This window comes from Deltaproteobacteria bacterium (assembly GCA_020848745.1).
Lineage (GTDB): Bacteria > Desulfobacterota > Binatia > UTPRO1 > UTPRO1 > UTPRO1.
In genome coordinates, this window is the sequence record JADLHM010000079.1 from 1 (window position 1) to 23,729 (window position 23,729).

General features: G+C 71.0%; 20 protein-coding genes. 10 read left to right on the forward strand and 10 right to left on the reverse strand.

Annotated elements, in window-relative coordinates; translation table 11 throughout:
* On the reverse strand, positions 1-295 hold a 295-nt coding region (locus IT293_12190; GenBank protein ID MCC6765411.1), incomplete at its 3' end, for an inorganic diphosphatase.
* A gap of 93 nt (positions 296-388) precedes the next feature.
* Here IT293_12190 and IT293_12195 point away from each other — a divergent pair.
* Entirely contained in the window at positions 389-1,051 is a 663-nt protein-coding gene (locus IT293_12195; GenBank protein ID MCC6765412.1) for a murein L,D-transpeptidase catalytic domain family protein, read from the forward strand.
* On the opposite strand, the gene IT293_12200 is transcribed toward IT293_12195, so the two are convergent.
* Together IT293_12200 and IT293_12205 are read right to left on the reverse strand one after the other, a co-directional pair.
* A complete protein-coding gene (locus IT293_12200) occupies positions 1,045-2,667 on the reverse strand; it encodes a L,D-transpeptidase family protein (protein MCC6765413.1) in 1,623 nt (540 codons plus the stop codon). The genes IT293_12195 and IT293_12200 overlap by 7 nt on opposite strands.
* 26 nt (positions 2,668-2,693) lie before the next feature.
* Positions 2,694-5,075, reverse strand: a complete 2,382-nt coding sequence (locus tag IT293_12205) for a glycerol-3-phosphate 1-O-acyltransferase (protein MCC6765414.1) — start codon at positions 5,073-5,075, stop codon at positions 2,694-2,696.
* A gap of 219 nt (positions 5,076-5,294) precedes the next feature.
* On the opposite strand from IT293_12205, the gene IT293_12210 reads away from it, so the two are divergent.
* From IT293_12210 to IT293_12235, 6 genes are all read left to right on the forward strand, one after another.
* The gene (locus tag IT293_12210; protein MCC6765415.1) at positions 5,295-5,531 is read left to right on the forward strand and encodes a ribbon-helix-helix protein, CopG family; all 237 of its coding nucleotides are present in this window, start codon (positions 5,295-5,297) and stop codon (positions 5,529-5,531) included.
* A gap of 2 nt (positions 5,532-5,533) precedes the next feature.
* Positions 5,534-5,872: a type II toxin-antitoxin system PemK/MazF family toxin gene (locus IT293_12215; protein MCC6765416.1), complete on the forward strand. Its 339-nt coding sequence runs from the start codon at positions 5,534-5,536 to the stop codon at positions 5,870-5,872.
* Positions 5,873-6,026: 154 nt separating this feature from the next.
* On the forward strand, positions 6,027-7,310 hold the full coding sequence (locus tag IT293_12220; protein ID MCC6765417.1) for a cytochrome P450: 1,284 nt from the start codon (positions 6,027-6,029) through the stop codon (positions 7,308-7,310).
* A gap of 459 nt (positions 7,311-7,769) precedes the next feature.
* A complete protein-coding gene (locus tag IT293_12225) occupies positions 7,770-7,913 on the forward strand; it encodes a hypothetical protein (protein ID MCC6765418.1) in 144 nt (47 codons plus the stop codon).
* 72 nt (positions 7,914-7,985) lie between these two features.
* Positions 7,986-10,478 (forward strand): redoxin domain-containing protein, encoded by a 2,493-nt coding sequence (locus IT293_12230; GenBank protein MCC6765419.1) that lies wholly within the window; start codon positions 7,986-7,988, stop codon positions 10,476-10,478.
* A 13-nt stretch (positions 10,479-10,491) separates the two neighbouring features.
* Positions 10,492-12,273, forward strand: a complete 1,782-nt coding sequence (locus IT293_12235) for a DNA mismatch repair protein MutS (protein MCC6765420.1) — start codon at positions 10,492-10,494, stop codon at positions 12,271-12,273.
* A gap of 429 nt (positions 12,274-12,702) precedes the next feature.
* On the opposite strand, the gene IT293_12240 is transcribed toward IT293_12235, so the two are convergent.
* From IT293_12240 to IT293_12260, 5 genes are all read right to left on the reverse strand, one after another.
* Complete coding sequence (locus IT293_12240) at positions 12,703-13,479, reverse strand: sulfite exporter TauE/SafE family protein (protein ID MCC6765421.1); 777 nt, start codon at positions 13,477-13,479, stop codon at positions 12,703-12,705.
* Positions 13,480-13,593: 114 nt separating this feature from the next.
* Entirely contained in the window at positions 13,594-15,138 is a 1,545-nt protein-coding gene (locus IT293_12245) for a DUF4340 domain-containing protein (protein ID MCC6765422.1), read from the reverse strand.
* Positions 15,135-16,706, reverse strand: coding sequence for a GldG family protein (locus IT293_12250; GenBank protein MCC6765423.1), 1,572 nt, complete (start codon positions 16,704-16,706; stop codon positions 15,135-15,137). Before IT293_12250 ends, IT293_12245 begins: the two co-directional genes overlap by 4 nt.
* A 2-nt stretch (positions 16,707-16,708) precedes the next feature.
* A complete protein-coding gene (locus IT293_12255) occupies positions 16,709-17,482 on the reverse strand; it encodes an ABC transporter permease subunit (GenBank protein MCC6765424.1) in 774 nt (257 codons plus the stop codon).
* Positions 17,479-18,219, reverse strand: coding sequence for an ABC transporter ATP-binding protein (locus IT293_12260; GenBank protein ID MCC6765425.1), 741 nt, complete (start codon positions 18,217-18,219; stop codon positions 17,479-17,481). The genes IT293_12255 and IT293_12260 overlap by 4 nt, the downstream gene beginning before the upstream one ends.
* Before the next feature lie 154 nt (positions 18,220-18,373).
* Between IT293_12260 and polA the strand changes: the two genes are divergently transcribed.
* Together polA and IT293_12270 are read left to right on the forward strand one after the other, a co-directional pair.
* On the forward strand, positions 18,374-21,055 hold the full coding sequence (gene polA / locus IT293_12265; GenBank protein MCC6765426.1) for a DNA polymerase I: 2,682 nt from the start codon (positions 18,374-18,376) through the stop codon (positions 21,053-21,055).
* 72 nt (positions 21,056-21,127) lie between these two features.
* On the forward strand, positions 21,128-21,409 hold the full coding sequence (locus tag IT293_12270) for a hypothetical protein (protein MCC6765427.1): 282 nt from the start codon (positions 21,128-21,130) through the stop codon (positions 21,407-21,409).
* Between the two features lie 46 nt (positions 21,410-21,455).
* Here the strand turns inward: IT293_12270 and IT293_12275 are convergent, their stop codons facing one another.
* The gene (locus IT293_12275; protein ID MCC6765428.1) at positions 21,456-21,920 is read right to left on the reverse strand and encodes a MaoC family dehydratase; all 465 of its coding nucleotides are present in this window, start codon (positions 21,918-21,920) and stop codon (positions 21,456-21,458) included.
* 335 nt (positions 21,921-22,255) lie between these two features.
* Between IT293_12275 and cysC the strand changes: the two genes are divergently transcribed.
* On the forward strand, positions 22,256-22,870 hold the full coding sequence (gene cysC, locus IT293_12280; GenBank protein ID MCC6765429.1) for an adenylyl-sulfate kinase: 615 nt from the start codon (positions 22,256-22,258) through the stop codon (positions 22,868-22,870).
* Between the two features lie 16 nt (positions 22,871-22,886).
* Here the strand turns inward: cysC and IT293_12285 are convergent, their stop codons facing one another.
* The gene (locus IT293_12285; protein MCC6765430.1) at positions 22,887-23,489 is read right to left on the reverse strand and encodes a glutathione S-transferase family protein; all 603 of its coding nucleotides are present in this window, start codon (positions 23,487-23,489) and stop codon (positions 22,887-22,889) included.
* Positions 23,490-23,729 lie beyond the last annotated feature (240 nt).

Genomic DNA, 23,729 nt, shown 5'->3' on the forward strand with positions numbered 1-23,729 from the left:
AGACGTCGAGCGGGTCGCCGTCGCCGCGCGTCACCGTCGGACCGCCGGGGATCGCGTGCGCCGCGACCGCCTCGCCGCAGTAGGTCCGCGGGATGAAGCCGTAGAGGGTCGGGCACACGACCGAGAAGCGCTGGGGCCGGTCGACCTTGAGGTAGCCCGAGTGTTTGTCGATCTCGTACTTCACCCCGTCGGTCGGCACGATCTCGATGTAGGCGGTCACGATCTCCGGACAGCGCGATCCGGGATCGAGGCCGTGCCAGGGGTGCGGGCGGAACGCGAGCGGAGGCTCCGTCATCGCGCCACCATCGTCCGCATCGTCGCGAGAAGCAACGACCGGGGCATTTTCCCGGTTGCTCCCGGGGCGGGGGATCGCCTATGGAGGTCCACAGTGCGGGGACTCGGGGTCGTCCGGCGTCTCGGAATCGCGATGACGCTCGTAGCGGTGGTGGTCGTGGCGCCCGGCTCCGTCGGCGCGGCCGGGCTCGATGCGACGCTGCCGCGCCCGGACCTCCTCGAGCGCGCGCTCGCCGCCTACCGCAGGATCGAGGGCGCGGGGCTCCTGCACCGGAAGCTGCTGACGGTCATCGACTATTCGCTGCCGTCGCGGGACCGGCGGCTCTGGGTGCTCGACCCGGCGCGCCTGCGGGTCCTCTTCCACGAGTTCGTCGCGCACGGCCGCGGCTCGACGAGCGACGACGCTCCCGACTGGGCCGTCCGTTTCGGCAACGAGGCGGCGAGCCTGCGCTCGAGCCTCGGAGCGTTCCTCACCGGCGGCACCTACGCCGGGAAGCATGGCCACTCGCTCGAGCTGATCGGGCTCGATCCCGGCGTGAACGACAAGGCGTTCGAGCGCCGGATCGTGATGCACCCCGCCGCCTACGTGAGCGCCGCCTTCCGCGCGACCTGGGGCGGCCGCGTCGGGCGGAGCCTCGGCTGCCCGGCCCTCGACCCCGCGGTCGCCGGTCAGCTCATCGACAGCATCAGCGACGGCAGCGTCGTCTACGTCGGCGGCGCCGCGTCCCCGCGGCTCGCGCGCGCGGCCCGTCAGTAGCGCGGGCGACGCCGCGCCGCGAGCGCTTGCTCCAGCTCGACGTCGTGGCCGTATACGTCGTCGTAGAACGCGATCGTGCCGTCGATCCGCGCGACCGCGGTCGCGTAGGCGATCACGACCGGGATCGGGCGGCGGAGCGTGACCGTGGTCTGCCCGCTGGACGCGAGCAGCTCGTCGACGCGCGTGTCGGGAACCCCCTCGCCGCCGAGCACCCAGTGTGCCATGGCGGCGGCGTCCCCGAGACGGATGCAGCCGTGGCTGAAGTCGCGGCGCGCGCGCGTGAAGAGCTCGCGCGCCGGCGTGTCGTGCATGTAGACGTCGTCGGGGTTCGGGAAGAGGAACTTCACGCGCCCGAGCGCGTTTTTCGCGCCGGGCCGCTGGCGGAGCTCGGCGGCGCCGCGCGCGAGCTCGGCGATGGCGGCGGGTCCGGGCGCGAGGACGCGTCCGGCGCTCGTGATCTCCATCTCCTCCCGCGCGAGGTACCCGGGCGTGCGCCGGATCTTCGGCAACAGCTCCCCGCGGAGGATGCTGGTCGGCACGTTCCAGTAGGGCGCGAACACGACGCGCGTCATCGGGCGCGAGAAGAACGGCGTCTCGGTGCGGAACGCCTGCCCGGCGACGATCGGCATGCGGAGCGCGGGCGCGCGCGCCGCCCCGATGTCGTCGAATGCCATCGCCTCGAAGCCCGGCACGTTGACGACGACCGCGCGGTCGCGCGGCAGGACCGGCAACCAGCGGAGCCGCTCGAGCGCGCGCTCGATCTGCCGGACGCGGAACGACAGCGGCACGGCGAGGGCGGCCGCCGTCGTCGGGCCGATGATGCCGTCGGGCGCGAGGCCGTGCCGCGCCTGGAAGCGTTGCACGGCCTCGACGAGCGGGCCGCCGTAGCGACCGGCGGCGACCGCCGTGTCCTCGGAGAGGTCCGCGTCTTCGGAGAGGTCGCCCAGCAATGCGAGCCGGCGTGCCAGGCGGGCGGCGTCGGCGAAGCGATCGCCGGGACGGATCGTGGCGCCGATCGCGAGCGGCGCGTCCGCCGTGCTCTCCGAGGACGCGGAGAGCGCCCGGTAGCGCGCGAGCTGCCGTTCGAGCAGGCGATGCTCCAGGAACGGCGGGGCGGCGTCCTCGACGACGGTCGGGACCGGCGTGCCGCCCGCCAGCTCCTCGATCACGGCGACGAGCCGCGCGTGCTTGGCGGTCCGGTCGTAGTCGGTCGCGAGCGTCGCCGGGTCGACGCGTCCGAGATGGAGGTCGTGGAGGAACCGGGTCGCGCCCGCGCTGAGCGCGACCTCGAAGCGCGCCGCGTCCGCCGGCGTCACCGGCGGGCGGGCGTCGGCGAGCCTCGTCTCGTCGGCGAGGCGCGCGGCGTCGTAGTCGGCGGCGTCGAGGCCGTGAGCGGGCGCGTCGCGGAGCGCCGCGACCAGGTCGCGGGCGCGCGGGTTCGGGCGGCCATCGTCGAGCCAGAGCGGCGCGAACGCACGCGTCGCGTAGAGGTGCTCGACGAGGGCGGCGTCGGCGTGGAGCTCCGGCGCGCCGCGCGCCGCGACCAGCGCGCGGATGGCGTCGGCGGTCGCCTCCGCCGCCGCGCAGGCGCGATGCGGCGACAGCGCGCACGCCACCAGCGCCGCGAGAACGAGCCGCGGCGTCAGTCGATCAATCCCGCGCGCCGCGCTTGCGCGAGCGCGCTGATCGCGTCGAGGCGGCGGAGCGCGTCGCGGATCTCGGCGGCGAATCTCTGCCGGCGCTCGGCGAGGTCCGGGCCCGGATCGACGAGCTTCCGGTTGCGGGCGAGCCGGAGCGCTGTCGCGAACGGCACCTTCGACACCGATTCGCCGGAATGGACGCGCTTCTGCAACTGGTACTGCTGGGCGAGCGCGAGGCTGCTGGCGATGAACTCCGGCTCGTCGAACGCCGCCGAAGGGTCGCGGCGCGCGAGGCCGTCGGCGACGACGCGATACGACTCGAGGAACGGCCGGAGCACGCGGTGCGCGCTGAACGGCCGGATGCGGCGGATCAGCTGCTCGATGCCGGGTCGGGCCCGCGCGAGCGCGTGCTCCCAGTCGGGGTCGTGCAGGCGAAGCTCGGCGTCGAGCTCGGCCCGGAACTCGTCTTTCTCCGCGAAGAAGAACTCGAACTTCATGAGGTCGCGCAGCGCCATCGCCGCGTCCCAGAAGCGGGCGCGCGGCTCGTCTTCCCGCTCCAACGCCTCGAGGAGCGCGAGCTCGGCGATCGCGCCGTTCACGAAGAAATGGATGATCGTGTTGCGGTAGTAGGCGGCCGTCGGCTCCTGCTCGGGCGCGATCTGGTAGACCGTGTCGAGCCCGGCCGTGTAGGCGGTCACGACCTTGCTGTCCACGAGCGTGTCGAGCGCGCGCTGCAGGCCCGCCGCGTCGTCGAGGTTGAGGTCGCCCGTGGTCGGGAGCCGTCGGCGCCGGACGTAGGAGAGCAGATTCGCCATGCCGCGCAGGATTTCCGGGACGGTGAACGCGCGGCCGGCGCCGCCGAGGAGCGACATCGTGACGAGCGACGTCGGCGTGATCGGCGTCACGCGGTTGATGCGCACCGACACCTCGAACGCGAGCTTCTGGAGCTCGAGGTTCGCCTCGTCCTCGTGCGGCTCGGCGCCGGGATCGGGCGGACCGAGCGCTGCCTGCAGCGACAGGGGCTCGCCGAAGTTGATGTGGATGTCGCCGTAGCGACGCCGGAGCTCCCGCACGACGCCGACGAACCATCCGAAGCTCTCGTGCGACTTGGCGCCGCCGCGCTGCTCGGCGACGTACGAGCCGACGTCCTGGATCTGGTCGTACGCGATCGCGACCGGGATCAGGTAGACGTCCTCGCTCTTGCCGCGCCGATACGCGTCGACCACGTAGTGCAGCATGCCGAACATCGGCGGCAGGAGCTTCCCGGAACGCGAGCGGCCGCCCTCGATGTACCACTCGAGCGAGAAGCGCTTCTCGATCAGGTAGTCGATGTATTGCCGCAGGACGAACTTGTAGACCGCGTTGTCCTTGAAGCTCCGGCGGATGAAGAACACGCCGCTCCGGCGCACGAGCGGTCCCACCGGGAAGAAGTTCATGTTGATGCCGCCGGCGGTGTGGTTCGGCGGGTGGCCGTTCTCGTGGAGCGCGTACTGGAGCACGAGGTGGTCGAGATTCGACTTGTGCGACGGCAGGAACACGACCGGATGCCGTTGCGCGAGCGCGTAGACCTTTTCGAGCTCGTCGTGGTCGTAGTGCAGCGCCTCGCCGTAGCCGCGCGTGTAGAGGAGGTGGATCAAGTGCGCCGTGAGGTCGATGACGTACGGGCTGTGCGTCGCCGCGATCTCGCGGAGGTACTTCGACGCCTCCTTCGCGACCCTGTGTTCGGGCTTGCCGCGCTCGCGCGCGAGGCGGGCGACGCCGCCCCGGAAGCTCGGGCGCGCCTCGATGTTCTCGCGGACGAACCGCGGCACCTTGTAGCGCGTGCCGCGCAGACGCCGCTCGGCGCGCTCGAGGGCGAGGGTCGCCTGGAGCGCGACGAAATCGGCGAGCCCGGTGGTCTGCGCCGCGTCGGTGCCGCAGGCGCGCTGCCAGCGCTCGCGGAGCTGCGAGAGCGGCGCCGGCTCGCCGGCGACCACCCGGCAGCGCGCCGGATGGCGGCGCAACACCCACCATTGCCGCAGGAGGCCCGGGTCGCGCGGATCCCCCGTCGACAGCAGGTCGCGGAGCCGCGTCCGGTGCACGCCGTCGATCTCCGGAGGCTGCCACGCGACGCGGAGCGGCGCCATCAGGGGGTCGTCACCGATCGCGAGCCGCGCCTCGAGCTTCGGATCGAGCTTGCGCTTCCCCGCGCGGGCCGACGGGATCGCGATCGTCTCGATCCCGTGCCCGGAGGCGTCCGCCGGCCGGTGTTCCGTGATCCAACGCTCGAGCACCTTGCGCTCGAGCCCGCTCGCCGCGTCGAGCAGGAACACGATCGGCCGGCGCTCGGCGCCGGGCCAGGTCGGCTCCTCGGGCGCCGGCTGCGCTAGGCGGGGGGTCGCCATGGTGGGGACCGTTCATCCCGCAACCCGTCGATGGTTTGCAAGACCGATCGAGGCATGGGGCGGCGGAGCGGCGACGAGTATCGATGCGTGGGCCGCGTCCCCCGTCCCCCGTCTCGCGTGGAGATGACGTTCAGTCGCCGATAGTCGGCGTGAGCCGGGATCCGTTGGACGGCGCGATGAGAGCTTGAGGGCGGAGAGCGCCTGAGTTATACCATTGGTATGAAAACCGCGGTGTCCGTACCCGACGACGTTTTTCGAGCCGCCGAACGTCAAGCGCGTCGAACGCGCAAGTCCCGCAGCCAGCTCTACGCGGAGGCGCTCTCCGAATACCTCGATCGCCATGGCCCGGACGAGGTCACGGACGCCATGAACGGCGTCGTCGATCGGCTGAAGGAGCCGACCGACAAGTTCGTGTCTACCGCGGCACGCCGCGTCTTGGAGCGGAGCGAGTGGTAGAGATCGTGCGGGGCGAGACCTGGTGGGCAGACCTGCCGGAGCCGACGGGCTCGGGGCCGGGTTTTCGCCGGCCAGTTGTCGTCGTGCAGGGAGACCACTTGAACCGCAGTAGGATCGCGACCGTCGTGTGCGTCCCGTTGACGAGCAACCTCACCTGGGCGGACGCTCCCGGCAACGTCCTCCTGTCGCCGGCCCTCACGGGCCTTCCGAAGGACTCGGTGGCGAATGCGTCTCAGATCGTCGCACTGGATCGGCGGTGCCTGAGTGAACGTGTCGGGAAACTGCCGAGCAAGAAGCTGGACCTCGTGATGAGCGGAATCGACGTGGTTCTCGGACGGTGAGCCAGCAGCGGCGCCGCTCAACGCGGCGCTCCAGCCTACCGGCTCCGCCGTCGACGGGGGCGATCTTCGACGCCCGGTCGCCGGCGGCGCGGTCGGCGGGCGTTTCCCCCGCTCGGGCCGCGTGCTCCCGTGGACCGTGGCATCACGCTGGAGTATGCGGGACGGCGTGACCGGTTTCGCTCCGACCGACCTTTCCCGCCTCGGTGACGCCCGCATCTTCGTCGACGGCAAGGCGTACGCCGATCTCGACTTCTGGCACGCGGCGGCCGCGCGGCTCCGCGCGTCCGACCCGTTGCCGCTGGTCGCGCTGGAGGGGTTCGTCCCGTTCCGCGCGGTGACGCGCCACGCGCATCTCGCCGAGGTCGAGCGCAATCACACGGTCTTCTGGAACACCCGCGACTCGGTCCTGCTGCCGCGCGCCGAGATCGAGAAGAACCGCGCGCTCGGCATCGACATCAAGACGCTCGTCCACATGGATGGCGCCGAACACCGCGCCTACCGTCTCGTCACCAACGACTGGTTCAAGCCGTCGAACCTCCGCCGCGAGGTCGGCGCCCGGATCCCCGTGCTCGCCAAGCGCTTCGTCGACCGCATGCTGGACTTCGACGGCGCCTGCGACTTCGTCCGCGACATCGCGCTCTACTATCCGCTGCACGTGATCCTGAGCATCCTCGGCGTGCCGGAGACCGACGAGCCGCGCATGCTCGAGCTCACCCAGAAGATCTTCGGCGGCGAGGACCCGGATGTGAGCGGCCGGCCGGGCGAGGACCCGGCGCACGTCATGATGCAGGCGCTCCAGGAAATGGCGATGTACTTCCACGCCATCACGATGGACCGCCGCACGCGCCCGCGCTCGGACGTCGCGTCGACGATCGCGAACGGGACGATCGACGGCCAGCCGCTCGGCGACCTCGAAACCGCCGGCTACTACTCGATCGTCGCGACCGCCGGGCACGACACCACGTCGAGCTCGGTCGCGGGCGGCCTCGAGGCGCTCATCCGCAACCCCGAGCAGCTGCGGGCGCTCCAGGACGATCCCGAGAAGATCCCGAACGCGGTGAACGAGATGATCCGCTGGGTGACGCCGGTTCGGCACTTCATGCGGCAGGCGCAATCCGACTACCGCCTCGGCGGTGTGGATCTGAAGGCGGGCGAGTGGCTCATGATGTCGTACCTTTCGGCGAACCGCGACGAGACCGTCTTCGCGGACCCGATGCGCTTCGACATCGCGCGCACGAACGCGGACGAGCACCTCGCGTTCGGCATCGGCGTGCACTTCTGCCTCGGTTCGCACCTCGCGCGCATGGAGCTCGAAGCCTTCTTCCGCGAGCTCCTGCCGCGGCTCGACCACGTCGAGCTCGCCGGCGAGCCGGAGTCCATGGCGACGACCTTCGTCGGCGGTCCGAAGCGGATGCCGATCCGGTACCGGCTCCGCTAGCCGAGCGCCGCGAACATCTCGCCGTAGCCGGGCGGGCGGAGGTACACCGCGATCTGCGCCGCGAGCTGCCGGCGGGTCGCGGTGCCGGGGGCGAGCGCGGCCGGCACCCACACGGCGAGGCGCGGCGTCGTGCGGCCAGTGGCGCTCGCTTCCTTTTCGACGAGCGTGCGTACCCTCGCGACGTGCGCGGGCGTGACGGCGACCGCGGAGCGACCCGCCGCGCGTCGTGCGCCGCGCGTGCACCGAGGCCAGACAGCCTGGTCGACGAACGGCTGCACTGTCTTGTCGGCGGGCGGCTGGTGGGCCTTCGGGGAGCGCCAGCTCGCGTGTGCACAAGTCGGAGAGCCACTGACGGGCTTTAGGCGCCGGGATCACCGACCGCGCGACCGTAGAAGGCCCACCAGCCGCCCGCGGGCAGCCAGGCGCTAGCCGTTCGCCACGAACAGGTCCGGTTCCTCGATGCTCGGTGCCGCGGGCCTGCTGTTCAGTCAGGCGCCCGAGTGTCGCCGCGTGCTCGGTGTCGATCCGACCGATCCGGCGTTTGCGGAGGCGCACGCCGACACCCTCGTCCGCCTCTTCCCCGCGCCGAGCGGCGCCGCCTGACCTGCGACCGGGCGCGGCCGCGAGACGCGGACGGTGATTCTCGCGCCCGCGGCGCTCTGGTAGGGTCCGCGCGTGCCGACCGCCCGCGGGTGCCGCGTCCTCCTCGCGCTCTTCGCGCTGTGGCTCCCGGCGGCCGGATGCGCCGTACACGCCGGGGAGCCGGGCGCACGGGCTCTCGAAGCGGGCGTGCCGCCGCCGGGGCCCGGCCATCTCCACGCGCTGCTGCTGAACGGCGGCGGACGCAAGGAGATCAACTACCGGAGCCATCTGCATCACATCCGCCGCGCCTGGGAGATCCTTCGCGAGGACGGCGTGCCCGTCGAGAACATCACCATGTTCAGCGCCGACGGCGCCGATCCGGCGCCCGATCTCGCCATCCGCGAGAACGACGACGCGCGCGGCTTCTGGATCCTGCCACAGTGGACGCAGAACGCGCTCCGCGCGCCGATCACGTACGTCGACTCGAAGGTCGCGGGCGTGACGCTCGTGGCCGCCACCAAGGACGCGCTCCGCGGCTGGTTCGCCGAGGCGAAGGCGCGCCTCCGGCCCGGCGACACGTTGCTCCTCTACGTCACCGACCACGGCGAGAAGAACGACAAGGACCTCAAGGACAACACGATCTCGCTCTGGAACGACAAGCTCAGCGTGGCGGAGCTCCGCGAGATGCTCGCCGTCCTCGACCCGGGCGTGCGGGTGGTGATGCTCATGTCGCAGTGCTTCTCCGGGTCGTTCGCGCACGTCGTCCACCCGGATGCCGACGCGACGCCCGTCGGCAACGTGTGCGGCTATTTCTCGACCACCGCCGACCGGCGCGCGTACGGCTGCTATCCCGAGAACCGCGGCAAGGACGGCATCGGCCACTCGCATCATTTCCTCGAGGCGGTCGCGGGCCTCGACCGCTTCCCGGCCGCCGAGCGCAGCGTGCTCGTCACCGATCGGACCCCGGACATCCCGAACACCACGCTGGACGTATTTCTCGCGGCGCGGCTCGCCAAGGCCGCGCACGCGGCCGGCGGGCAGGGCGCGACGTCGGGCGCGGCGCCTGTGCGCGCGGCGAATCCCGGCGCGGCTCCAGAAGCGCCGGACGCGACCGCCTCGCCGTCGCCGGTGCCCGACGAGGCGACGACCGTCTACGCCGACGAGCTCCTCGCCGAGGCGTGGCGCGATCGGGGCGCGTGGGAGCCGGACCTCCGCCTGCTCGACCGCATCGGCGCGAGCTTCGGCACCTTCAGCCCGCGCTCGCTCGGCGAGCTCGAGGAGCAGGCGCGCGTGCTTCCCGAGTTCTCGAGCCGCCTCGCGACCTATGCCGAGCGCTGGAACCAGGCGTTCGACGCGCTGAAGATCGAGATCGTGCGCGAGTTCGTCCGCGAGCATCCGGCGTGGAAGACGCGCCTCGAAGGCCCGGCGGTGAAGAGCCTCGACGCCGACGGGCGGCGCAAGACGCTGCACGACCTCCTCGCCGACCTCGTGCCCTTCGCGAGCGCCGATTCCGCGCGCCATGCCCGCCTGAAGCTCCTGAAGCGCAAGGCCGCCGACGCGTCGGCCGCGAGCTATCGCGCCGAGGTGCGGCTCGGAGCGGTGCTGCGCCTGCGCACCCACCTCACGAGCATGGCCGGCCGCGTCTACATGACGACGCGCGCGACGCCCGAGGAGCGCGCCTCCTACGAGCGGCTCGCGGCGTGCGAGGACCTGGCGCTCGGCGGAAAGGTCGACGCCGACGCGCCCGCCGCGCTCGCGTCGGGCGAGAGCTTCCCGCCGCTCGCCGAGGAGCGCCGCCTCGTCGAGGAGCTCATGCCCGCGTACATGGGCATCTACTTCCGGCCGCTCGATGCGACGCAGCGCAAGAAGTGGAGCACGAGCGAGGGCGCGGTCGCGGTCATGACCGTGAATCCGGACTCGCCCGCCAAGGCGGCGGGGCTGCAAGTGGGCGACGTGATCCTCGGCCCGCCGGGGGCGCCCTTTACGGAACCGACGCAGGTCCGCGAGTGGACCATGCGGAGCGAGATCGGCGTCGACTACGAGCTCGCGACGCTGCGCGACGGGGTGGCGCGCACGGTGACGCTCCGCCCCGGCCCGTATCCACTCGAGCTGCCGAAGCTGCCGGGGCCGCCGAAGGTCGGCAGCCTCGCGCCGACGATGGACCTCGACGTCATCCGCGGCGAGGACCAGCTCGCCAAGGACCGTCCCGACCTCCTCTATTTCTGGGCGACCTGGTGCGTGATCTGCAAGCACGCGCTTCCCGAGATCATGGCCTACGCCAAGGAGCGCCATGCCGATCTGATCGCGATCACCGACGAGGACCCGGAGCTGGTGCGGCGCTTCCTCGCCGATCAGAAGGAGCCGTTCCCGGAGATCGTCGCGATCGACAAGCACCGCGTCACCTTCCAGGGCTACGGCGTGAGCGGCACGCCGAGCTTCGTGATCGTCGATCCCGACGGCGTCGTGCGCCTCTACCAGACCGGCTACACGCTCGACGGCGGTCTGCACGTCGACGGCTGGACGTTCGACGGTCGGAAGCGCGCGGCGGCGGAGTCGCCCGCGCCGGCGCCGGCCAGGAAGCCGTAGCGCCGCGCGCCGCATGACGCCGCGGGCGGAATACGAGGCGCGCCTGCGGGCGCGACGCAGCGAGCGCGCCGCGCTGGCGGCGCGGATCGAGCGCGTGTCGTACCTCCGCATGGCGGCGTTCGGCGCCGGCCTCGTCCTGCTCTTCCTCGCGTTCGACTTCCGCCTCGTGCCGCGCTGGCTCGTCTGGCTGCCGGCGATCGGGTTCGCGGGGCTCGTCGTCGCACACCAGCGGGCCCGCCGCGCCGAGCGCCGCGTCGCGCGCGCCGTGCGCTTCTACGAGCTCGGCGTGGCGCGTCTCGACCACGCGTTCGCGGGGCAGGGGGTGGCGGGCGAGCGCTTCCTCGATCCCGCGCATCCCTACGCCGCGGATCTCGATCTCTTCGGACGCGGCTCGCTCTTCGAGCTGCTCTGCACGGCGCGGACGCAGGCGGGCGAGGAGACGCTCGCGCGCTGGCTGCTCACGCCGGCGGCGCCGGCCGAGGTGCGCGCTCGGCAGCACGCGGTCGGCGAGCTGCGCGCGCGCCTCGACCTCCGCGAGGCGATCACGCTCCTCGGCGAGGACGTTCGCGGCGTCGTCGACCCGGCGGCGCTCGCGGCGTGGGCGACGGCCGCGCCGTGGCGTCCGGCGGCGCTCGAGCGCGGGCTCGCGGCGGCGCTGCCGGTGCTCACCTGCGCCGCCGTGGCGGCGTGGGACCTCGGAGCGCTCGGACCGTGGCCGATGCTCCTCGCCGGCGCGGCGCAGATCGCCTTCGCGCTGCGGATGCGCGCGCGGGTGCTGCCCGCCATCCGCCACGCCGCGCAGCCGGCCGTGCATCTGGCGCTCCTCGCCGATCTCCTCGCCGAGCTCGAGCGCGCGACGTTCGAGGCGCCCGGGCTCGTCGCGCTCCGCACGGCGATCACGAGCGCCGGCGAGGCGCCGTCGCGGCGCATCGCGCGCCTGCAGCGGCTCGTGAACCTCCTCGACGCGCACCGCAACCAGGTGTTCGCGATCGTGTCGTTCGCCCTCCTCTGGCGCACGAACTTCGCCCTCGCGATCGAGTCGTGGCGCGCCGAGTCGGGGCCGGCGGTGCCGCGCTGGCTCGCCGCGATCGGCGAGCTCGAAGCGCTCCTCGCGCTCGCGAGCCACGCGTTCGAGCACCCGGACGATCCGTTCCCGGAGCTCGTTGCTGCGTTTCCGCGCTTCGACGGCGCCGGGATCGGCCACCCGTTGATCCCGGAGGAGCGTTGCGTGCGGAACGACCTCCACCTCGACGATGGGTGTCGGGTGCTGATCGTGAGCGGCTCCAACATGTCGGGCAAGAGCACGCTGCTCCGGACGGTCGGCGTGAACGTCGTCCTCGCGCTCGCCGGCGCCCCGGTCCGCGCCCGCCGGCTCGTGCTCACGCCGTTCGCCGTCGGCGCGGCGATCCGCATCACCGACTCGCTGCAGGACGGGACGTCGCGCTTCTACGCCGAGGTGAAGCGCCTGAGCCGGATCGTCGACCTCGGCGCCGGGCCGTTGCCGCTTCTCTTCCTCCTCGACGAGATCCTGAGCGGCACCAACTCGCACGACCGCGCGATCGGCGCGGAGGCGATCGTGAGGACGCTCGCCGCGCGCGGCGCGCTCGGACTCGTCACGACGCACGACCTCGCCCTCGCGCGCATCGCCGACGGCCTCGGCGCGCCCGCCGCCAACGTCCACTTCGAGGACCACCTCGAGGACGGGCAGATGTGCTTCGACTACACGATGCGCCCGGGGGTCGTGACCAGGAGCAACGCGCTCGCCCTCATGCGCGCGGTCGGCCTCGAGGTGTGAGCGCGACGGACATCGCCGATGATGTCATTCGTTTCAGGCGAGCGTTTCGGGCTGCCCGAAGCAGCTCGAACACGGACAGGCCCTGCCGGCGCCTCGCACTCCCCCGGTCGTAACGCCGCTCAACAGACGGAGGAAACGCCTTCGCTCCGCTCGGCGCAATCACATCGAGGCTATCGTTCGAACCAAGGATGATGATGGCCGCCGACTCTGGGAGGAGCGAGGCGCGAAGCGCGAGCGGGTTGGGGGCGGGACGGTGATCGGGGGCGAGGTGGGATCGCCGGCAGCGCCCGTCCGGTTCGCGCCGTTTCGGCAGCCTGCGGCGCTTGGCTGAAACGCCGGACGCCCACCATGCGTGCGAGAACCGCGGGCGCCGAGGCGATCCCGCCTCGCCCCCGCGCAGCCCGTCGCGCCTACCGCCTCGCACTCCCCTCAGCACCAGCGGGCGAGCAGCAGCGACAGCGCCATCGCGACGCCGATCGCGACGACGGCGCGGCGCATGAACGTGCGGCCGAGTCGCCGCGCTACCCGGCCGCCGCCGTACCCGCCGAGCACCTGGCCGACGATCATCACGAGCGCATCGGGCCACGCGACTGCACCCTTGGCGACGAAGTAGACGGACGCGATGCCGTTGATGCAGAGGGCGGCGAAATTGCGGAGCCCGATCATGTGATGGATGTCGGTGAAGCCGACGAGGCCGAGGACCGCGAGCGTCATGATGCCGATCCCCGCGCCGAAGTAGCCGCCGTAGATCGCGACGGCGAGCTCGAAAGCGACGACCCACGGCCACGCGTCGAGCGGCGGGACCCCCTGGGTGGACCGGGGGGCACGCGCGGGCCGGAAGCGACGGACGGTCGCGACGATCGGTCCCTGTGCGGCGAAGATCACCGTCGCGAAGAGGATCAACCAGGGCACGAGCGCCGCGAACACGCGCTCCGGCGTCCGCAGCAGGAGGAGCGCCCCGACGAGGCCGCCCGCGAGCGACGGGGGCACGATGAGGAGCATCCAGCGACGGATCGGTCCGAGGTCCCGTCGGAAGGCCGCCATGGCGGCGAGCGCGCCCGGACAGAGCGCGACGGTGTTGGTCGCGTTGGCGACGATCGCGTCGCGTCCGAGCCAGAGGAGGACGGGGAACGAGACGAGCGTGCCGCCGCCCGCGAGAGAGTTGATTGCGCCGGCGACCGCGCCGGCGCCGAAGAGCACGGCGATCTCGAGCGCGCTCAGCGGGGCGTCCTCGCGGGCATCGCACGCAGAGAGCACGCGCGTCCGCCGGTCGCAACCGCGGAGCGAAGCTAGGGAAGCAACGGGGCGAGGAGCGTGCCGCTACTCCTCGCCCCCGCCGTCATCGCCGCGCGCTCCCCCAACGTCATCCCCGACCTCGTCGTCGCCCGGGATGTCGACGCCCTCGATGCCCGCGCCGCCTTCCGGCGCCGCGCCCGCGCCGAGCGCCGCGGCGCCGACCGCCGCCTGCGGGCTCGCCCCCGGCGACGGCTTCGGCGCGTCGCGGAAGTCGGCGCGCTTCTTGTCGATGCGATCGTAGACGTAGGGCTTCACCACGTAGACGAGGCCGCTACCGACCGACGCGACGAACGCCTTGGCATTCGGGTCTCCGGCGGGCTCGGGACCGCGCGCGCCGACCAGCGTGCCGAGCGTCTTGCCGTCGGCGTCCCGCAGGACGACCGTCATGTCCGGCGTGGCGAGCCCGTACTCGCGGAGATCCGTCTTCGGGTCCTCGCTCATGATATCGGTGCCCTTGAAGCCGGCGACGTCGTCGAGAAAGCGCGTCATCGTGGGCTGGCGCTCGGCGCCCTCGCCGGGATCCTCGACGTGCCAGGCGCCGTCGCGCTTGGCGAGCGTGAAGCCGTTTCCGTCCTTGCGGGTGACGGCGATCGCCGCGACCCGGTCCTTTCCGAGGCCGGCGAGGACGGTCTTGTCGCGCAGCGTGTTGACCGGCTTGTCGAGGTTCTTGAGCGCGTAGTCGGGCAGGGTCACGACCGTCGCGAGCTCGGCGCGCTTCGCGTAGATCGCCTTCTTGTTCGGGTCGTCGTCCTTGAAGGCGCCGAGCAGCAGGGTCTTCTGCGCGGCGTCCTTGCCGAGCCACACCGCCACCCGGAGCTGTGGGCTCGTGAGGCCGTATTTCCCGAGATCGGCTGTTGCATCGTCGCTCACGAAGTCCTCGGCGCGCAGCCCGCGGATGCTCGCGAGGAGCGCGCGCATCTCCGCCGGGTCGGCGGGGTAGGCGCCCGGCTGCGTGATGCGCCACGCGTCGCCGTCGCGCTCGGCCGTGATCGTGGCGCCGCCCTTCGTGATCTCGACCTTCCGGACGTCGGGGTCCTCGAAGCCGACGAGGCGCTTGTCGCGGAGATCCTTCACCTGCTTCTTCATGGCGCTCTGGAACGCCATGGTGCCGATGTAGACCTTCGGGTCGTCGCCCTTCTGGAGGTAGGCCGACGAGCCGATCTGGGTCGTCTTGCCGACCTTGATCGGCGGCAGCGAGCCTTCCTTCAGCGAGAGCGTGACCGTCGCTTCGGGGGGCGCCAGGCCGTACGACGCGAGCTTGTCGCCGACGTCGTCGAGCGTGCGGGAGACGTCGGCCTCGGCGATCGCGACCAGCATGTTGTTCACGACCGGGTCGTCGGCGTCGGCGGCGACCGGCTGGGTGAGCCGCCAGTGGCCCTCGGCGCTCTTCTCGAGGACGATCGTACGGTCGGAGTAGGCGAGCGTGATGCCCGTCACGTCGTCTTTCTTCAGCGCGACGAGCTTCTTGGCCTCCGCTTCGCGCTCCTGGCTCGGGCGCTCGACGAACCAGAGGTAGGCGCCGAGCGCGATGAGGACGAGGAAGAGGAGGAGCGTGTTCCGCGGCTTCACTTCGTGCTCCGGCGCCACCACACGGTGAGGCCGAGGAACAACAGGAGCTCGGGAAGCACCAGCACCGACAGGTAGAAGATGCGGCGCGTCTCCGCGGGACCGAGCTGCGCGCGCGACGCCTGGATGGCGCGCGGCCGGATCGAGATCTGCTGCTCCTCGCCGCCGAGCCACGCCATCATGTTGAGCACGAGGTCGCGGTTGAAGAGCTGCCCGAAGAACTGGTTCGACGCGAAGTCGGCGTCGCCGACCACGACGAGCTTCGTTTCGCCTTCCTTGTCGAAGCCCATCTCCTTGTGCTTGCCGGTGACGGCGACGGCGAGCGAGACCGGCCCCTTGATGTCCTTGTCGTCTTGCGCCGCCTCGCCGCGCTTGAAGACGCCCTCGACGTCGCTCTCCGCCCACGCCGACGGGCTCGACTTGACGATTTCGATCGCGCTCACGCCCGGCTTGCCGGCGGCGTCGGCTTGGACCGCGCGCGCCATCGGGAAGATCGTACGCTCGGTGAAGCCCTGCGTGATGGGGTGCGTGCCGTACGTCGAGGCGAGGATCTGGAGCCCGAGTGCCGGGCCCTGGAAGAGGCGCACGACCTGGTCGACCACGACCGTGTCGGTCAGCTTCACGCCCCACGGCTGCAGGAGCTCGCCGAGCTGCTGGCCGCGCGACGGCGGCACCAGGAAGAGCGCCGACCCGCCCTTTTTCAGGTACTCGCGGATCTGCGTCACCTCGTGGTCGAAGAGGGGGCGCTCGGTCGCCGCGATCACGAAGATGCTGCACTCGGCCGGCACCGACGCCTCGCTCGCGAGCAGCACCTTGCGGGTATCGTAGTTCTCGTTGCGGAGCGCGTCTTGCAGCGCCGAGGCGCCGCGCGCGTCGCGGTTCTCGGGGTCGGCCTCGCCGTGGCCGTCGAGGAAGCAGACCATCTTCTTGGTGCCGGCGGTCGCCTTGATGAGCCCGTTGGTGATCGACTCCTCGCTGATGTCGCGCGTGACCGTCGCGGTGCGCTTGTCCTCGCCGGCGGGATCGCCGTACTCGATGAAGAGGAACGGGATCTCGGTGACCTTGTAGCGTTCCGCGAGGTCGCGATCCTTCACCGGGTCGACCATGCGGTAGCTGAAGTTGTTGGAGGCGTTCTTGTAGCTGTCGAGCAGGTCGTCGATGATCGGGTCCATCCCGCCTTCGGTGAAGGCGTACACCGTGACCGGCTTGCCGGCCTTGTCGATGGTGGACAAGACGTTGGTCGACTGCGACGACAGCGAGAAGACGTTTTCCTTCGTGAGGTCGAAACGGTGGTTGTGGCGGGCCGCGAGGTAGTTCAGCGCGACCAGGATCGCTACGAAGATGAGCGAATAGGCGACGGCGTTGGCGCCGTACTTCGTCGATCGCTCACCGAGGAAGGTGCTCAGGCTCTCGCGGCTCGCGGTCAGGTACAGCACCAGCAACAGCAGCCCGAGGCCGACGTGCACGAGAACGTAGCCCGAGGCGGCCGGAGCGACCGCGTAGGCGACCAGACCGAAGGCCAGGAGGACGATGCCCCACAGGCCGAAGAGCGACGTCGAGCGACTCCCCACGTCTACCTCCAGCGAATCGATTCCACCGAGCGGTGGGTGAGGAAGAGCGCCAGCACGATGACCGTCGCGAAATAGAGGAGGTCCTTCGTGTCGATGACGCCTTTCACCATCTGCGCGAAGTGCTCGGTGAGGGACACGTACTTGAGGATCGCGCCCATGACCTCGCCTGCGGAATCGGCGGGCCAGGCGATGATGTAGAACAGCAAGAGCGAGACGAGGCAGCTCACCGCCGCGATGATCTGGTTCTCGGTGAACGACGAGGTCAGCACTCCGACTGCGACGAACGCCGTCGCGAGCAGGAGGAGCCCGAAGTAGCCGGCGAGGATCACGCCCATCTCGGGGTTGCCGTAGACCATGAGGATCAGCGCGTAGACGAACGTCGTCGCGACCATGATCGCGACGAAGACGAACGCGCCGAGGAACTTCCCGAGCACGATCTCCGAGACGCGGAGCGGCGACGTGAGGAGCAGCTCGTAGGTGCCCGCCTTCTTCTCCTCGGCGAGGCTCCGCATCGTGATCACCGGCACCAGGATCACGAGGATCACCGAGAGATTGTGCAGGAGCGGCGCGATCACGAACTCGTTGAGGTTCAGCCGCTCCAGCACCTGCGGGTTCTGCTGCGCCGAGTAGATCGTGAGCAGCATGTTGAAGCGGGCGAGCAGGTTGAAGAAGAACCAGCCGCCGAGCAGCAGGTAGCCGGTCAGCACGACGTAGGCGATCGGCGACACGAAGTACGAGCGGATCTCGCGGCCCGCGATGGTGAAGACGTTTCTCATGCCGTCGCCTCCGCGGCGTGGTCGGCGTCGTGCGCCTTGGCGATGGCGCGCAGGAACACGTCTTCCAGCGTGCCGCCGCTCTTGAGGGTCCCCATCTCCTGCTCGAGCACGACCCGGCCTTCGTTGATGATCACGACCTTCTCGCAGATCTGCGACACCTCGGGCAGGATGTGGGTCGAGAGGATGATCGTGCGCTGGCCCGCGAGCTGCTGGATGAGAGCGCGGATCTCGCGGATCTGGATCGGATCGAGGCCGATGGTCGGCTCGTCGAGCACCAGCACCGGCGGATCGTGGATCAGCGCCTGCGCCAGTCCGGCGCGCTGCCGGAAGCCCTTCGAGAGGTGGCCGAGAAGCCGGTGGCGCACCGACTCGAGCCCGCAGGTCTGGATCACGCGGTCGATCGCGTCTTCGATGGCGCCGCGGGCCATGCCCTTGATGCGCGCGACGAAGCGCAGATACGCCTCGGCGGTCATCTCGGTGTAGAGCGGCGGGTTCTCGGGCAGGTAGCCGATCCGCCGCCGCACCTCGGCGCTCTCGGTGAAGACGTCGAATCCCGCGACCTTCGCGGTGCCGCTCGTCGCCGGCAGGAAGCCGGTGAGGATGCGCATGGTCGTGGTCTTGCCGGCGCCGTTCGGACCGAGGAAGCCGAGGATCTGACCTTGTGCGGCGGTGAAGCTGATGTCGCGGACGGCGACGAAATCGCCGTACCGCTTGGTGAGGTTACGAACCTCGAGCATCGGAGCTCCGGTACGTCATGTGTGCGTTGACTGGTCGCTGGCCTTGGTCGCGAGGAAAACGGGCGGACAAGTAACGGCGGGGTCCGGGGTTGTCAAGATAACTTGCCGCGATGGACGCGACCGCGGCGTTCGCATAACCCTCGCCGGAGACGGCATGACTGGACGGAAGAAACCGCCCGAGGAGCAGCTGGCGTTCGGGCCGCGCGGAGCGCCGCCGCCCGTCGCGGGGCCCGCGCGGCTCTATCTCGTCGACGCGAGCGCCTACGTCTACCGCGCCTTCCACGCGATCCCGTTCCTGTCGACGTCGCGCGGCGTACCGACGAACGCCGCCTACGGTGTCACCACCATGCTGCTGAAGCTCCTGAAGGACGAGCGCCCGACGCACCTCGGGCTCGTGTTCGACGCGCCCGGCGGCTCGTTCCGCGACGAGCTCTACGCCGACTACAAGGCGAACCGCTCCGCCATGCCGGACGAGCTCGTGCCGCAGCTCGGCCTCATCCGGCGGGTGGTCGAGGCGCTGCGGCCGCGTGTCGTCGAGATGCCCGGCGTCGAGGCCGACGACGTGATCGGCACGCTCGCGAAGCGCGTCGCGGCGGCGGGGGGCGAGGTCGTGATCGTGACCGGCGACAAGGACTTCCAGCAGCTCGTCGGACCCCGCATCACGCTGCTCGACCCGATGTTCGACAAGCGGATCGGCCCCGATCAGGTGCGCGAACGCTACGGGATCGAGCCCGAGCGCTGGGTCGACGTGATCGGCCTCATGGGCGACGCGATCGACAACATCCCCGGCATCAAGGGCGTCGGCGAGAAGACGGCGTCGGCGCTGATCCGGCACGCGGGCTCGCTCGAGGCCCTGCTCGCCGATCCCGAGAGCCTCGGGAAGAGCGGCATCCGCGGTGCGGCCGGGCTCGTCGCGAAGATCCGCGAGCACGCCGAGCAGGCGGCGCTCGCGAAGCGGCTCGCGACGATCCGCTGCGATCTCGCGGTCGCCGAGACGCTCGACGACTTCCGCTACCCCGGTCCCGACCGCGTCCGCCTCGAGGATCTCTGCCGCGAGCTCGAGTTCCACCGGTTGCTGCGCGAGATCCCGCAGCTCGACGTGGTGCCGCCGGAGGGCGAGGGGCCCTCGTGTCCGGTCGCGCTCGACGGCCGCGAGGGCGCCGAGGTGCTGCCGGAGGTCGCGGCGGCGACGACGATCGGCTTCTTCGTCGACGCGACGACCGAGAGCGCCATGCGCGCCGCGCCGAGCGCGATCACGGTGGCGCCGGCCGCGGACGCGCACGTGACGGGGCCGGCGCCGGTCGACGCGCCGGGTCCGATCCGCGACGCGCTGACGTCGGCGGCGGTCGAGAAGGTCGGCGAGGACGTGAAGCGCGCGCTCATCGTCCTCGAGCGCCACGGAGTGACGCTCGCCGGACCGCTGTTCGACGTCGGGGTCGCGTCGTACGTCCTCGACCCGTCGCGCGCGAGCCACGGGGTCGCCGAGCTGGCGCGCCATTTCCTCGGCATGGCCGCCCCGGGAGAGGACGCGCCGATCCGGCCGGCATGGACGGCGCGCACGGCCCTCGCGCTCCGGCCCGTGCTCGCGCGCGCCCTCGAGGAGCACGACGCGCTCGCGCTCTTCCGCGACGTCGAGATGCCGCTCCTCCGGGTGCTCGCCGCGATGGAGCGGCGCGGCGTGCGGGTCGACGCCGAGGCGCTCGCGAAGCTCGCGACCGGGTATCGGGCCGCGCTCGCCGCGATCGAGGCGGCGATCTACGAGCTGGCGGGCGGTCCCTTCAACATCAACTCGCCGATCCAGCTCCGCGAGGTGCTGTTCGAACGCCTGAAGATCCCGACCAAGGGCCTGCGCAAGGGCAAGACCGGCATCTCGCTCGACGTCGATGCGATGCACAAGCTCGCCGCCGGGCATCCGCTGCCGGCGAAGATCCTCGAGCACCGCGCGCTCACCAAGCTGCTTTCGACCTACGTCGACCCGCTGCCGCAGCTCATCCACCCCGAGACCGGCCGCATCCACACCTCGTTCAACCAGACGGTGGCGGCGACCGGGCGCCTGTCGTCGACCGAGCCGAACCTCCAGAACATCCCCATCCGGACCGACGAAGGCCGCCGCATCCGCGCCGCCTTCGTCCCGGCCCCCGGCAAGATGCTGATCGGCGCCGACTACTCGCAGATCGAGCTGCGCGTGCTCGCGCACCTCACCGGCGATCCCGTGCTCGTGCAGGCGTTCACGACCGGCGAGGACATCCACACCCGGACCGCCGCCGAGGTCTTCGACGTGCTGCCGCCGCTGGTCACGGCCGAGATGCGCCGGCGCGCGAAGGTCATCAATTTCGGCATCATCTACGGGATGGGGGCGCAGCGCCTTTCGCGCGAGCTCGCGATCCCGCTCGCGGACGCGCAGCGCTACATCACGAACTACTTCGCGCGCCTGGAGGGGGTGACCCGTTTCATCGAGACGACGCTCGCCGAGGCGCGCCGCCAGGGCTTCGTCTCGACGCTGCTGCGGCGCCGGCGCTATCTTCCCGAGCTCTCGAGCGGCGACGACAACCTGCGCGCGTTCGCCGAGCGAACGGCCATCAACACGCCCGTCCAGGGCTCGGCCGCCGATCTCATCAAGCTCGCGATGGTGAAGCTCGAGGCGCGGCTCACCGGCGAGCGGCTCCCGGCCGCGATGATCCTCCAGGTCCACGACGAGCTCGTCTTCGAGGCCGAGGCGGCCGCGGTCGGCGAGGTCTCCGAGGTCATCCGGCACGAGATGGAGGCCGTGATGCCGCTCGCCGTGCCTCTCACCGTCGACGTCCGGGCGGGCGCGAGCTGGGACGAGGTGCACTGAAGCGCCCCGCGGCGACCCGCGCGCCGCGCCTTTCCGGTCGCATGCCCGCGCCCGATGTGCTAGCCACGACCCATGCTCGACTACGTGTGGGACCAGGCCCGGGTACTGTTCGACAACATCCGCCAGGAGACGAGCGAACGCGGCCTCCTGCCGCTCCTCGAGCCGGTGGCGCCGTTCAACAGGTCACCGCTGCTCCTCCCGCTCGTGGTCGCGGGCTCGCTGATCTCGCTGATCTTCCTTTCCGGGATCGCGATCGGGGCGTTCGCGGCGCTCTTCACGGCGCTGCTCGCGCTCTACCTGCTCTTGAGCGAGGTGTTCGGCGTCTCGCTCGAGCTGCACCCGTTCCCGGCCTGACGAGGAACGATCGCCGCCGTCGCGCCCGGGACGGCCGCGGGGGCCGCTACGCCGCGGGGACGTAGCGGCTGATCGTGTCGACGACGCAGCCCGGACGCTCCGCGCCCTCGATCTCGACGGTCACGCGCACGGTCGCTTGAACCGCGCCGCCCTTCACGTCCTCGACCTTGAGGAGCTCGCCGCCCCCGCGGACACGCGCTCCGACCTTCACCGGCGCCGGGAACCGCAGCTTGTCGGCGCCGTAGTTCACCCCCATGGAGATGCCGTGCACCTCCATGATCTGGGGCAGGAAGAGATTCACGAGCGACATCGTGAGGTAGCCGTGGGCGATCGTGCCGCCGAACGGGCCGCGCTTCGCGCGCTCGGGGTCGACGTGGATCCATTGGTGGTCGCCGGTCGCGTCGGCGAAGCGGTTCACGCGGTCCTGCGTGATCTCGAGCCAGTCACTGTAGCCGAGATGGGTGCCGACCGCGCTCGCGAGCTCGCGGGGATGCTGGAAGATGGTGGCCATGCGGCTCAGTTCCACAGCGCGGCCGCGCTGTCGAGGTGTCCGGGGTGCGACGCCCGCGAGCGCCGCGCGAGCGGCTCCCACGGTTCCCCCGCGTCGCACCCCGAGATCACTTCCTCGCTTGCACGAGTCGGCCGGCGCGGCAACGGGAAACCGCCGAGCGAGCGCAGATTTTGTGCGCCCGATCGGCGCAGATGCTTCTCGTGGAGGACGGCGAGGTGGCCCGTGCGAGGGAGATCGTCTCATCCGCCGCGGCCGGGCTCGGCGACCACGCGCGTGGTGAATTCTCGGAATTCAGGGTTGCCGGTCCCGGCCGCGACCGCTAAATCCTTGGCCCCATGACCGAACAAAAAGCGACCAACATCGTCTGGCACCAAGGCAACGTCACGCGCGCGGATCGCGAGAAGATCAACGGGCACAAGGCCTGTACCGTGTGGCTGACCGGACTCTCCGGCTCCGGCAAGTCGACCATCGCGGTCGACCTCGAGAAGCGCCTGTGGGAGCGCGGCGTCAAGACCTACATCCTCGACGGCGACAACATCCGGCACGGCCTCAACAAGAACCTCGGGTTCTCGCCCGAGGACCGCACGGAGAACATCCGCCGCATCGGCGAGGTGGCGAAGCTCTTCACCGATGCCGGCGTGGTGGCGCTCACGGCCTTCATCTCGCCCTATCGCGCCGACCGCGACCAGGTGCGGAAGATCATGGACGACGGCGATTTCGTCGAGGTGCACGTCGATTGCCCCGTCGAGGTCTGCGAGCAGCGCGACGTGAAAGGCCTCTACAAGAAGGCGCGCGCCGGCGAGATCAAGGAGTTCACCGGCATCTCGGCGCCGTACGAGGCCCCGACCAGGCCCGAGCTCACCATCAACACGGCGGGACAGACCGTCGAGGAGAGCGCGAAGCAGATCCTCTCGTACCTCGAGCAGAAGGGCATCGTCCCGCGCGCCTGACGCCTGGCGTCCTCCCTCAGGCGCCGAGGGCCTTCTGGAACCCCGGACGCGCCGCGAGGCGGTCCCAGTACGCGGCGACGTTCGCATGCTCGGCGCCGACGCAGCCGAGCATGCGCGCCGCCATGAGGAAGTAGCCCATCATGATGTCGGCGCCGGAGAGCGCGCCGCCGACCAGGTACTCCTTGCCCTGCAGCGCCCGCTCCAGCACGTCGAGCGTGTTCTTCGCGCGCACGCGGCCGTCGGCGGCCACCTGCGGAAGGCGGTCGGCTTCGGGGAGGAACATGGTGTGGCGGGCGATGTCGCCGATCGGCGGGAAGGCCGTCGCTTCCGCGAAGTGCACCCACTGGAGGTACGTGCCGCGCTCCGGATCACCGATGGGCGGCGCCAGGCGTCCCTTGCCGTACTTCTCGATCACGTACTCGAGGATCGCGCCCGACTCGAACATCACCATGCCGTCGTCGGCGAGCGTCGGGAACTTTCCGGCCGGCGTGTCCTGCTCGAACGAGTGGCGCGGCGGCTTGAAGGGGACCGTGGCGAGCTCGTACGGCACGCCGAGCTCTTCGAGGAGCCAGATGATGCGGATCGAGCGGGTGAGCTGCGCGTGGTAGAGCGTGATCATCGTCGGTGCCTCCGGGGTCGCTGGGATGGGCGGTGCGTATGCGTCGCCCGTCGTCGGGTCAAGACGGTTGCGCCGTAGCCATCCGGTCCTGCCGGTTGCGGGGGCAGGGGCGGGCTCAGAGGTTGTGAAGAAATCCCCGGACCGAGCCGGGCGAAGAGCGCCGAGCAGCGCAAGGAGCAACCCGCAGGAATACCTGGAAGGTATTCCGAGGACGTGCGACGCCGCGATGCGACGGCGCTC

Bases quoted from the DNA above. Each gene is read 5' to 3' on its own strand.
- IT293_12205 (MCC6765414.1), bottom strand. From the start codon at position 5,075: ATGGCGACCCCCCGCCTAGCGCAGCCGGCGCCCGAGGAGCCGACCTGG.
- IT293_12210 (MCC6765415.1), top strand. From the start codon at position 5,295: ATGAAAACCGCGGTGTCCGTACCCGACGACGTTTTTCGAGCCGCCGAA.
- IT293_12220 (MCC6765417.1), top strand. From the start codon at position 6,027: ATGCGGGACGGCGTGACCGGTTTCGCTCCGACCGACCTTTCCCGCCTC.
- IT293_12225 (MCC6765418.1), top strand. From the start codon at position 7,770: ATGCTCGGTGCCGCGGGCCTGCTGTTCAGTCAGGCGCCCGAGTGTCGC.
- IT293_12235 (MCC6765420.1), top strand. From the start codon at position 10,492: ATGACGCCGCGGGCGGAATACGAGGCGCGCCTGCGGGCGCGACGCAGC.
- IT293_12255 (MCC6765424.1), bottom strand. From the start codon at position 17,482: ATGAGAAACGTCTTCACCATCGCGGGCCGCGAGATCCGCTCGTACTTC.
- IT293_12260 (MCC6765425.1), bottom strand. From the start codon at position 18,219: ATGCTCGAGGTTCGTAACCTCACCAAGCGGTACGGCGATTTCGTCGCC.
- polA (MCC6765426.1), top strand. From the start codon at position 18,374: ATGACTGGACGGAAGAAACCGCCCGAGGAGCAGCTGGCGTTCGGGCCG.
- IT293_12270 (MCC6765427.1), top strand. From the start codon at position 21,128: ATGCTCGACTACGTGTGGGACCAGGCCCGGGTACTGTTCGACAACATC.
- IT293_12275 (MCC6765428.1), bottom strand. From the start codon at position 21,920: ATGGCCACCATCTTCCAGCATCCCCGCGAGCTCGCGAGCGCGGTCGGC.
- cysC (MCC6765429.1), top strand. From the start codon at position 22,256: ATGACCGAACAAAAAGCGACCAACATCGTCTGGCACCAAGGCAACGTC.
- IT293_12285 (MCC6765430.1), bottom strand. From the start codon at position 23,489: ATGATCACGCTCTACCACGCGCAGCTCACCCGCTCGATCCGCATCATC.